The organism is Pseudomonas sp. R3-57 (genome assembly GCF_051132065.1).
Lineage (GTDB): Bacteria > Pseudomonadota > Gammaproteobacteria > Pseudomonadales > Pseudomonadaceae > Aquipseudomonas.
Window position 1 is genome coordinate 4,908,659 of record NZ_CP071655.1, and the last position, 11,432, is coordinate 4,920,090.

The following is an 11,432-nucleotide window of genomic DNA, read 5'->3' on the forward strand; positions in this document are numbered from 1 at the left end:
TCAGGTTCGTTGCCCCCGGACCCTACGGTCCGGGGATCGCCAGCGGGCTGGCTCCTACAGGGATCGAGCGGAAACGGTCGATCCTGTGTTGGCGTCTGTTACAGGCCCGATTTCAGGCTGGCTTCCAGATACTCGTCGATGTCGCCGTCGAGCACCTTGTCGCAATCGCTGCGTTCGATGTTGGTGCGCAGATCCTTGATCCGCGATGCATCGAGCACGTAGGAGCGGATCTGGTGACCCCAGCCGATATCGGACTTGGTGTCTTCCAGCGCTTGCGAGGCGGCATTGCGTTTCTGCATTTCCTGCTCGTACAACTTGGCCCGCAGCATTTTCATGGCGGTGTCCTTGTTGGCGTGCTGGGAACGTTCGTTCTGGCAGCTGACCACGGTGTTGGTCGGTACGTGAGTGATACGTACGGCCGAGTCGGTGGTGTTTACGTGCTGACCACCGGCACCGGAGGAACGATAGGTGTCAATGCGCAGGTCTGCCGGGTTGATTTCGATTTCGACCTTGTCGTCGATTTCTGGCGAAACGAAAACCGCCGAGAACGAGGTGTGGCGACGGTTGCCGGAGTCGAACGGGCTCTTGCGCACCAGACGGTGCACACCGATCTCGGTACGCAACCAGCCAAAGGCGTATTCACCCTTGATGTGCACGGTCGCGCCTTTGATACCGGCGACTTCACCGGCGGACAGTTCCATGATGGTCGCGTCGAAACCGCGCTTGTCGGCCCAGCGCAGGTACATGCGCAGCAGGATGTTGGCCCAGTCCTGCGCTTCGGTACCACCGGAACCGGCCTGGATGTCCAGGTAGGCGTTGTTCGGGTCCATTTCATGGCTGAACATGCGGCGGAATTCCAGCTTGGCCAGACTTTCCTCGAGACGGGCCAGTTCGGCGACGACATCGCCGACCGCGCCTTCGTCGTTTTCTTCGACGGCCATGTCCAGCAGGTCGCGGCAATCGGCCAGACCGGCGTTCAGTTCATCGAGGGTATCGACGATCTGCGCCAGCGCAGCGCGCTCGCGGCCCAGTTCCTGGGCGTATTCAGGTTTGTTCCAGACGCTCGGATCTTCAAGCTCGCGATTGACCTCGGTCAGACGCTCATGCTTTTGATCGTAGTCAAAGATACCCCCGAATAGTTTCGGAGCGCTCGGACAGGTCCTTGATGGTGTTCAGGATCGGGTTGATTTCCATGACGGGCAGCACTCGTTGGCGAACTTTTGAAAGCCGGCGAGTATAACGTAATCAGGCTGGCGCGGCAGCCCGTCTGGCGGCTGTGGGGGTGAATCATCTGAGGTTTCTGTCTGCGTCGAGATTGCCTGCCCTCACCCTAGCCCTCTCCCGGAGGGAGAGGGGACCGATTGGGGGATATTCGAGAGCTACGCCGACTTGAATGGCTTAGCTGAATCCATAATCGCCAAGCTCAAAGATCCATAATCGACTCGGTGGAGCAGGTCGATGCAGAATCCGAGACATCTCGGTCGGCCCCCTCTCCCCCTGGGAGAGGGCTGGGGTGAGGGAGAGCGTTTACTCGATCCCCACCTGATTACGCCCATTGTTCTTCGCCAGATACAACCCGCGATCCGCCGCCGAAATCAGCAGGCGGCAATCGCTGCCGGCCTGCGGCACCATGGTCGCGAGACCAATACTGATGGTCAGGCTGTCGCCCGCCGCCGGGGTGTTGTGCGGGATTTTCAGTGCCGCCACGGTCTGGCGCAGTTTCTCCGCCACCAGTCGCGCCCCGCCCGGCGAGGTGTTTGGCAGCACCAGCACAAACTCCTCGCCACCATAACGCGCCGGCAGGTCGGATGGCCGCGCGCTGGCGTCGCGGATCGCCGCCGCGACCTTGCGCAAGGCTTCGTCGCCCTCGACGTGGCCGAAGCTGTCGTTGTACGACTTGAAGTAATCAACATCGATCATCAGCAACGACAACTGGCTCTGATCGCGCAACGAGCGGCGCCACTCCAGCTCCAGGTACTCGTCGAAGTGGCGGCGATTGGACAGCCCGGTCAGGCCATCGGAATTCATCAGCCGTTGCAGCACCAGATTGGTGTCGAGCAATTGTTGCTGGCTGACCCGCAGCGCCCGGTAGGCGGCATCGCGTTGCAACAGGGTCATGTAGGAGCGCGAGTGATAGCGGATGCGCGCCACCAGCTCGATGGTATCGGGCAGTTTCACCAGATAATCGTTGGCCCCGGCGGAGAACGCCGCGCTCTTGATCAGCGGGTCTTCCTTGGTCGACAGGACGATGATCGGGATGTCCTTGGTCGCCGGATGGTTGCGGTATTCGCGCACCAGGCTCAGGCCATCGAGGCCGGGCATCACCAGATCCTGCAGAATCACCGTCGGCTTGATGCGTACGGCCTGGGCGATGGCTTGCTGCGGATCGGAGCAGAAGTGGAAGTCGATGTTTTCCTGATTCGACAGCCCACGGCGCACCGCTTCGCCGATCATCGCCTGATCGTCCACCAACAACACCATGGCGGCGTTTTCGTCGGTTTTGATGTCGTCGATCTGTAAATCATTCATGGGCGGTCACCTGAGTGCTGCGGGGGCCAGGATTGCGGATATACCTGTTCATTTGGGGAAAATCTCCAGCAACCGTGGCGCTATTCTTTCCAGTGGACGGATTTCCACGGCGGCATCGATGGCCGCGGCGGCTTTGGGCATGCCGTACACCGCACTGCTGTGCTGATCCTGGGCGAGGGTCAAATAACCCTGTTGGCGCATGAGCTTAAGCCCTTGCGCGCCGTCGCGCCCCATCCCGGTCAATAAAACCCCGACGGCGTCACCATTCCAGTAATTGGCGACGCTCTCGAAAAACACGTCGATCGAGGGCCGGTAGATTTCGTTGACCGGTTCGGCGGTGTAGGCCAGCGTGCCGTTCTTGAGCAAGCGGATATGGTGATTGGTCCCGGCCAGCAGCACCGCGCCGCTTTGCGGTGGCTCACCTTCGCGGGCCAGACGCACGTCCAGGCCACTGGCGCCGGCCAGCCATTCGGCCATGCCGGCCGCGAACACCTGATCGACATGCTGGACCAGCACGATCGCTGCCGAAAAATCCTTGGGCAAACCTTTAAGCAGAACCTCCAGTGCCGCAGGGCCGCCGGCAGACGAACCAATCGCCACCAGCCGCTGGCGGGAAGCCGAACTGCGCTGGGCCGTCGGAGCCGGCCGCGCGCGTGGCGCTTTGTCACCAATCAGCCAGCCGATATTGAGGATCTTGCGCAGCAACGGCGCCGCCGCTTCCTGCGGGTTGCCGCCGCCAACGGCTGGGGTGTCGACCACATCCAGCGCGCCGTGGCCCATGGCTTCGAACACCCGGTGTACGTTCTGTTGACGGTCAACGGTGACGATGACGATGGCGCAAGGGGTTTCGGCCATGATCCGACGCGTCGCTTCAACACCGTCCATCACCGGCATGATCAGGTCCATCAGGATCAGGTCCGGGGTGTTTTCGGCGCACAGTTGCACCGCCTCGGCACCGTTGCGGGCAACCCAGACCACCTGATGCGCCGGCTCGAAGGCCAGTGCCCGGCGCAGCGCCTCCACCGCCAGCGGCATGTCATTGACGATTGCGATCCTCATGCCCGCGGTCCCCCGATGAGCTCGACCACTGCGTCGAGCAGGGCGTCGTCATGAAAACTGGCTTTGGCTAGATAATAGTCGGCGCCGGCGTCCAGTCCACGGCGCCGGTCTTCTTCGCGATCCTTGTACGAGACGACCATCACCGGCAGCGATTGCAGACGGTTGTCGCGGCGCAGCAGGCTGACCAGTTCGATGCCGTCCATGCGCGGCATGTCGATGTCGGTGATCAGCAGGTCGAAGTCCTCGGAACGCAGGGCATTCCAGCCGTCCATGCCGTCGACCGCTACCGCGACGTCGTAACCACGGTTGAGCAGGAGTTTGCGTTGCAGTTCGCGCACGGTCAGGGAGTCGTCGACCACCAGCACCCGTTTGCGCGCAGCTTCCGCGGCTTGATTGCCGTTGCGGGCAATACGCTCCAGGCGCCCGGTGTTGAGCAGTTTGTCGACCGAGCGCAGCATGTCTTCGACGTCGACGATCAGCACCACCGAGCCGTCATCGAGCAAGGCGCCGGCGGAAATATCCTGAACTTTGCCCAGCCGTTCATCCAGCGGCAACACCACCAGAGTGCGCTCGCCGATGAAACGCTCGACCGCCACGCCATAGATCGCATCACGTTCGCGAATCACCACGACCTTGAGGGTTTCGCCGCTGTTCTGGCTGGCCGGGCGATTGAGCAGTTGACTGGCCGCAACCAGCCCGACATGCCGGCCTTCGTGCCAGAAATGCTGGCGGCCTTCGACCTGAACGATGTCTTCCGGCGCCAGATCGCACATGCGTTCGATGTGCGCCAGCGGAAAGGCATAAGCCTCTTCACCGACGGCCACCACCAGACTGCGCACCACCGACAGCGTCAACGGCACCTCCAGATGGAAGCGGCTGCCCTCGCCTGCCGTCTGCTCCAGCACCACAGCTCCGCGCAACTGGCGGACCATGTGCTGCACCGCATCGAGACCGACGCCGCGACCGGACACTTCGGTGACCTTGTCGCGCAGACTGAAGCCGGGCAGAAACAGGAACGTCAGCAGCTCTTCTTCGCTGAGCTGCGCGGCGGTTTCGGCTGGGGATAACTGCCGTTCGACGATGCTGCGGCGGACTTTTTCCAGATCGACACCGTTGCCGTCGTCACTCAGTTCCAGCACCAGTAGACCGGCCTGATGCGAGGCGCGAAGGCGAATCAGGCCTTCCTCCGGCTTGCCTTGGAGCAAGCGTTGTTCGGGCGTTTCGATGCCGTGATCGACCGCATTGCGCAACAAGTGCGTCAGCGGCGCTTCGAGTTTTTCCAGCACGTCGCGGTCGACCTGGGTTTTCTCGCCCTCGATCTCCAGGCGCACCTGTTTGCCGAGGCTGCGCCCCAGATCACGGACCATGCGTACCTGCCCGCTGAGAACATCGGCGAACGGGCGCATGCGGCAGGCCAGCGCGGTGTCGTAGAGCACTTGCGCACGTTGGCTGGCCTGCCAGGCAAATTCATCGAGCTCGGCGTTTTTCTCGCTGAGCAGTTGTTGCGATTCGGCGAGCAAACGGCGCGCGTCTTCGAGGGCTTCCAGCGCCTCGAGGCTCAAGGCATGTTCCTTGAGGTGCACGTTGAGGTTTTCCAGCGCGCGCAGGCCGTTGTTCTGCATGCGCTTGAGGCGTTGCATGGTCGCCAGATGCGGCTTGAGGCGCTGGGTTTCCACCAGCGATTTGCTCGACAGATCGAGCAGGCTGTTCAGGCGTTCGGCAGTCACCCGCAACACGCGCTCGCCACCTTCAGCGGTGCGTTTGCTTTTGCGCGGCGCCGGCTCGGCAGCTTCGACAGGTGTTTGCACCGAAGGCACCGGCGCTGGCGCGGGCTCAAGTTGCAGTTCGGCCATCGGCGGCGTGACCACAGGCGCTGCTGCCGGGGCTGCCGACGGATCAAGCAACCGCGCCATCAACACCACATAGGCCTCGATATCCGGCGGTTGCGGCGCGTTCGCCGGGGTGGCGATGCGCATGAGCAAATCGGTGCCCTGCAACAACGCGTCGATATGCTCGGGGCGCAGCAGCAGGCGCCCTTCCTGCGCGCTGACCAGGCAATCTTCCATGACATGGGCGACGCTGACGCCGCTGTCGATGCCGACGATCCGCGCCGCGCCTTTGAGCGAGTGCGCCGCGCGCATGCACGATTCGAGATGATCGGCCTGGGTCGGATTGCGTTCCAGCGCCAGCAGCCCGGCGCTGAGGACCTGGGTCTGGGCCTCGGCTTCAAGGCTGAACAGCTCGAGCAGCGAGGCATCGCGCATTTGCTCGGGGGTCATGTCAGGCTCCGGGTCACGGCGGACAGCAACTGTTCTTCGTCGAGCCAGCGCAGGCTGCGACCGCGATATTGCAGGACACCGCGAGTGTATTTGGCGCTGGCTTGTGCAGCGGATTGCGACGCCGCCGCAAGGATGCGCTCGTCAATGGCATGAATGCCGTCGACCTCGTCCACCGGCACCACCACCGGCCCGCCATGGGCGGCGATGATCAGCATGCGCGGCATGATCCGCGCACCGGTGGCCGGCGCGGCATGGGCATCCAGATCGAGCAATTCGACCAGCGACAGGCACGCCACCAGCGCACCGCGCACGTTGGCCACGCCCAACAGCGCTCGCGAGCGCTGGTGCGGCAATGAGTGAATGGCCTGCATCGGCGCGACTTCCACCAGACTGCGCGTGGCCAGCCCCAGCCATTCTTCGCCGAGGCGGAACATCAGCAGCGAGCGGGTCTTTACGTCCGTTTCCACGGCGCTGGCTACCGGGTCGCGCTGGTCCTGCTGCAAGGCATACCGGTCGAGCAGACGCGTGGCGGCGGCCGAATACACCGAGCAATTGCGACAATGAATGTGTTCTTCGAGCAGCGGGCAGGACTTGTCGCCATGAATGCCGATGCGATTCCAGCAATCGTCGATGGCGCGGGCGTCTTCGTGGGTGACGTTGAAAGTGTCGGACGCGATCATCGTTTGCGCTCACTGTCGGCGGTGCGACCGCTGCGGGCGGCACGCTCCTGCAATCGTCGGGCACCCGCCGTGTCGCCCTGGGCCTGCAGCAACGCCGCCAGGTGCATCAACGCTTCGGGGTGTTGCGGTTCGAGGTACAAAGCCTTGCGATAGAAACCCTGGGCTTCGAGGGTCAGGCCGGCGACATCGCTGAGCAGGCCGAGCCAGTAGAACACCTGCGCCACTGGCTCATGGCTGCGCAGGTACTGTTCGCAAGCAGCGCGGGCTTCGGCACTTTTGCCTTCGTTGGCCAGCGCAGCGATGTGCGCCAGCAAGGTCGCGGCGTCCGGATTCGCGGCTTTCGCTGCGGTTGGCAATGGCATCACGGCGGCGAACGGGCGATTGCGCACAACCGGCGCTGGCGGCGGATTGCGCAGCGCTTGGCTGATCGGCACGGCGATCGGTTTCGGTGTCGGCAGCGGCTCGGGGTGCGGTTCGCTGTGACGGCTGAACGCGAACGACTGGGGAATGCCGATCGAGCGCATGCCCAGGCGGCCGAGCAGACTACCCTCGGCGGGGCCGATAAACAGCACGCCGTCGAAATGCGTCAGGCGCTTGAGCACTTCGAACACCTGCTTCTGGGTCGGCTGGTCGAAGTAGATCAGCAGGTTGCGGCAGAACACGAAATCGAACGCCGGCTCACGGGCCAAGAGCGTTGGATCGAGCACATTGCCGACCTGCAAGCGCACCTGCTCGCGCACGTTTTCATTGACCCGGTGGCCATCCTGCTCGGCGAAAAAATGCCGTTCGCGGAAATCCAGATCCTGGCCGCGAAACGAGTTCTTGCCGTACAGCGCACGCCGCGCCTTCTCTACCGAGAGCGGACTAACGTCCATGCCATCGACCTTGAATTGATGCGGCTGCAATCCGGCATCGAGCAGGGCCATGGCAATCGAATAGGGTTCTTCGCCGGTGGAACACGGCAGGCTGAGGATGCGCAGCGCGCGCATGTTGTTCAGTTCTTTGAGCCGGGCGCGCGCCAGTTTGCCCAGGGTGGCAAAGGATTCCGGATAACGGAAAAACCATGTCTCCGGCACGATCACCGCTTCGATCAGTGCCTGCTGTTCATCTCGCGAGCCTTGCAGTAATTGCCAGTAGTCATCGCTATGAGTCGCCTGCGAAAGCGTGGTGCGCTGGCGCACGGCACGCTCGATGATCGCCGGGCCGACCGACGTCACATCGAGGCCGATGCGCTCTTTGAGAAAGTCGAAAAACCGCTGATCAGCGCTCATGCCTGCGCCTCAAGCTGCGCCGGGTCACGCGGCGGATCGGGGAACAGCAAGGCGCGCACCGACTCGTCGAGCAAGTCATTGACCCGCACCCACTGCACCAGCCCCTGGGCGTCTTCGCGCACCGGGCCGAGATACGGCGCCTCGCGGTTATCGAGGCCGTAAGACTGAAAATCTTCCGGATGACAACGCAGGGTATCGGTGGCCTGCTCGAGAATCAGCCCGAGCCACTGCGCCGTTTCCGAATCATCCGGGCGATAGTTGACCAGCACCAGCCGCGTACTGGTGCGCGCCTCGGCAGGCTGGCCGAAGGTCAAGGCGCTGAGGTCGATGACCGGCACCACCGCACCGCGATAGGCAAATACTCCGGCGACCCATTGCGGCGCCCGGGCAATCGGCTTCAACGCCACTCGCGGCAACACTTCCGCCACTTCGGTGGCGCGCAGGGCGTAACGCTCGCTGCCGATGCGAAACAGCAGGAACAATGCCGGTTTCGTCACTGGCGCAACACCGCGCTTGGCGATGACGTCGTTCATCAGACTTTGAATCGCGAAACGCCGCTGCGCAGCCCGACGGCCACCTGGCTCAGTTCGTCGATGGCGAAACTGGCCTGGCGCAGCGATTCGACGGTCTGGCTGCTGGCGTCGCCCAACTGCACCAGCGCATGGTTGATCTGCTCGGCGCCGGTGGCCTGGGCCTGCATGCCTTCATTGACCATCAACACCCGCGGCGCCAGCGCCTGCACTTGATGAATGATCTGCGACAACTGCTCGCCAACCTGCTGCACTTCGGACATGCCGCGACGCACTTCCTCAGAGAATTTGTCCATGCCCATCACCCCGGCCGACACCGCTGACTGGATCTCGCGGACCATCTGTTCAATGTCGTAAGTGGCGACAGCGGTCTGGTCAGCCAGACGCCGGACTTCGGTGGCGACCACGGCGAATCCGCGCCCGTATTCACCGGCTTTCTCGGCTTCGATGGCGGCGTTGAGCGACAGCAGGTTGGTCTGGTCGGCGACTTTGACGATGGTCACCACCACCTGATTGATGTTGCCGGCCTTCTCGTTGAGGATCGCCAGTTTGGCATTGACCAGATCGGCGGCGCCCATCACTGAGTGCATGGTGTCCTCCATGCGTGCCAGGCCTTGCTGGCCGGAGCCGGCGAGCACCGAGGCCTGATCGGCAGCGGTGGAGACTTCGGTCATCGTGCGCACCAGATCTCGCGAGGTGGCGGCAATTTCCCTCGAGGTCGCGCCGATCTCGGTGGTGGTCGCGGCGGTTTCGGTGGCGGTGGCTTGCTGTTGCTTGGAGGTGGCCGCGATCTCGGTCACCGAGGTGGTCACCTGCACCGATGAACGCTGGGCCTGGGAAACCAGCGCGGTCAGCTCGGTCATCATGTCGTTGAAGCCGGTTTCGACGGCGCCGAACTCGTCTTTGCGATCAAGATTCAGGCGCGAACTCAGGTCGCCGGTGCGCATGATTTCCAGGATCGTGACGATGCGATTCATCGGCGCCATGATCGCGCGCATCAGCAACAGACCGCACAGGCCGGCGGCCAGCACCGCGACCAGCAGGGAAATGACCATGCTGACCTTGGCGGCGGCCACCGCGTCGTCGATATTGGCCATGGCTGTATCCGCGACGACCTTGTTTTCGCCAATGATGTCATTGAGTTTCATGCGCCCGGTGTACCAGGCCGGGGTCAGCTTCTCGGTGAACAGCTTGATCGCCTCGGCTTCCAGTTTGCGACTGTGCAGATCGAGCACAGCATTCTGAATGTCGATATAGGCGTCATGGTATTTTTCGAACAGGGCGAACTCCGAGCGGTCCTCATCGGTTGCCATGGTCTTGCGATAGTTGGCCATCTGCTCTTGCAGGCGTTTCTCGAAAGCCTTGTAGTCCGCCGCGTCTTCACTGGAAACGCCCTGACCTTCCTTCAGGCCCAACAGTTCCTGGGTCTGCAGATAACTGTCGACCCACGCGCCGCGAATCATCGAGCTGTAATAAACGCCGGGAATGGCATCGTCGCGCACGCTGTTTTCACTGGCCTCGATCTTCAACAACCGTGAATAAGAGAGCACCACCATCATCAGCATGATGGCGATAATCACCGCAAAGCTCGCCAAAATGCGTTGGCGCAACGTCCAGTTCTTCACAGTGATTCCTCGGTGCCTGATCGAAATGCGGGGAGTATAGCCGAGCGCGCTGTTTCATTTATAAGACGCTTTCTAACCCCCCTGCGCCGCGTCCCTTTAGCGGGCTCGAACCCAAGGCCAACCACCAACCCTGTGGGAGCCAGCCTGCTGGCGATAGCGGTGGAACAGTCACCAATGTTTTGCCTGAACTGCCGCCTTCGCGAGCAAGCTCGCTCCCACAGGTTTCGCGGAGGACGCAAGCGCCGGGATCACACACAAATCCCCTGTAGGAGTGAGCCTGCTCGCGATAGCAGTGCATCAGTCACCAACGTTTTACCTGAACTGAGGCCATCGCGAGCAAGCTCGCTCTTAAAGGTTTTGCGGTGGACACAAGGGCCGGGGCAACACACAACCCCCTGTGGGAGCCAGCCTGCTGGCGATAGCGGTGAGTCAGTCAACAATGATTCGCCTGAACTGACGCCTTCGCGAGCAAGCTCGCTCCCACAGGTTTCGCGGTGGACGCAAGCTTCGGGACCACACGCAAATCCAATGTAGGAGTGAGCCTGCTCGCGAAGCAGACACCACGGTCTCGACAAATACCCAACTGCGCAAGAAGTTGCGCAGTAGGTCGTAATATTTCAGCGGGTAAATCCTCTGCAGATCACGCCATGCAAGGCCTGCAGCCAAGTGCGCAAGAAGTTGCGCAGTACTGCGCAACTTCTTGCGCACTTTCTTCTTGTTTCCATGCTGAAAACCGCCCCGAGTGGTCCCCAATCACCGCTGCGCTCCCACCGGCCGGGCACTTCAGCAAACCTGGCACGCTCCTTGATAACAGTCAGGCACCCACCGGGCGATTTCGCCTCCCGGGCACCTTAAATTTATCCGCAAGGAGAGCACCCCATGGCAACACCAGCGTACATGTCGGTTACCGGCGAAAAACAAGGCCTGATCACTGCAGGCGCATTCACCGCTGACTCCGTAGGCAACACCTACCAGGAAGGCCACGAAGACCAGGTCATGGTTCAGGCTTTCACCCACGACGTGATCATCCCGCGTGACCCGCAATCCGGTCAGCCAACCGGTCAGCGCGTTCACAAGCCAGTTGTGATCACCAAGGTCTACGACAAGGCTTCGCCACTGCTGCAAGCAGCACTGACTTCCGGCGAGCGCATGAGCGAAATCGTTATCCAGTGGTACCGCACTTCGGCGCAAGGCACCCAAGAGCACTACTACACCACCAAACTGGAAGACGCGATCATCGTCGCCATCAACAACAAAATGCACAACTGCCAGGATCCAGGCAACGCGCACTTCACCCACCTGGAAGAAGTGCAGTTCACCTACCGCAAAATCACCTGGACCCACGAAGTATCCGGTACTTCGGGTTCCGATGACTGGCGTGCTCCAGTCGTTTAATTACGGCTGATCGTTACAAGCATCGGCCAGCTCTGCTGGTCGATGTTGTTTACGCCCCTCCAGA

9 protein-coding genes are annotated in these 11,432 nt (G+C 62.0%); 1 reads left to right on the forward strand and 8 read right to left on the reverse strand.

Annotation, left to right across the window (positions count from 1 at the left end):
- Positions 1-98: 98 nt before the first annotated feature.
- The 8 genes from prfB to J3P93_RS22220 all read right to left on the reverse strand — a co-directional run bounded on the left by prfB (position 99) and on the right by J3P93_RS22220 (position 9,973).
- A protein-coding gene (gene prfB, locus J3P93_RS22185) for a peptide chain release factor 2 (protein ID WP_157720676.1) occupies positions 99-1,194 on the reverse strand; the annotation gives its coding sequence in 2 pieces (ribosomal slippage) (positions 99-1,121 and positions 1,123-1,194; 1,095 coding nt in all).
- 333 nt (positions 1,195-1,527) lie between these two features.
- The gene (locus J3P93_RS22190; protein ID WP_093104337.1) at positions 1,528-2,529 is read right to left on the reverse strand and encodes a response regulator; all 1,002 of its coding nucleotides are present in this window, start codon (positions 2,527-2,529) and stop codon (positions 1,528-1,530) included.
- Positions 2,530-2,577: 48 nt separating this feature from the next.
- Complete coding sequence (locus tag J3P93_RS22195) at positions 2,578-3,588, reverse strand: chemotaxis response regulator protein-glutamate methylesterase (protein ID WP_434591921.1); 1,011 nt, start codon at positions 3,586-3,588, stop codon at positions 2,578-2,580.
- The gene (locus tag J3P93_RS22200) at positions 3,585-5,867 is read right to left on the reverse strand and encodes a hybrid sensor histidine kinase/response regulator (RefSeq protein ID WP_434591924.1); all 2,283 of its coding nucleotides are present in this window, start codon (positions 5,865-5,867) and stop codon (positions 3,585-3,587) included. The genes J3P93_RS22195 and J3P93_RS22200 overlap by 4 nt, the downstream gene beginning before the upstream one ends.
- Positions 5,864-6,547, reverse strand: coding sequence for a chemotaxis protein CheW (locus J3P93_RS22205; protein ID WP_434591927.1), 684 nt, complete (start codon positions 6,545-6,547; stop codon positions 5,864-5,866). The genes J3P93_RS22200 and J3P93_RS22205 overlap by 4 nt, the downstream gene beginning before the upstream one ends.
- A complete protein-coding gene (locus J3P93_RS22210) occupies positions 6,544-7,818 on the reverse strand; it encodes a CheR family methyltransferase (protein WP_434591929.1) in 1,275 nt (424 codons plus the stop codon). The genes J3P93_RS22205 and J3P93_RS22210 overlap by 4 nt, the downstream gene beginning before the upstream one ends.
- Positions 7,815-8,351, reverse strand: coding sequence for a chemotaxis protein CheW (locus J3P93_RS22215; protein WP_434591932.1), 537 nt, complete (start codon positions 8,349-8,351; stop codon positions 7,815-7,817). Before J3P93_RS22215 ends, J3P93_RS22210 begins: the two co-directional genes overlap by 4 nt.
- Positions 8,351-9,973, reverse strand: coding sequence for a methyl-accepting chemotaxis protein (locus J3P93_RS22220; RefSeq protein ID WP_434591935.1), 1,623 nt, complete (start codon positions 9,971-9,973; stop codon positions 8,351-8,353). The genes J3P93_RS22215 and J3P93_RS22220 overlap by 1 nt, the downstream gene beginning before the upstream one ends.
- 879 nt (positions 9,974-10,852) lie before the next feature.
- On the opposite strand from J3P93_RS22220, the gene J3P93_RS22225 reads away from it, so the two are divergent.
- Entirely contained in the window at positions 10,853-11,368 is a 516-nt protein-coding gene (locus J3P93_RS22225; RefSeq protein ID WP_007949952.1) for an Hcp family type VI secretion system effector, read from the forward strand.
- The last annotated feature ends 64 nt before the right edge of the window (positions 11,369-11,432 follow it).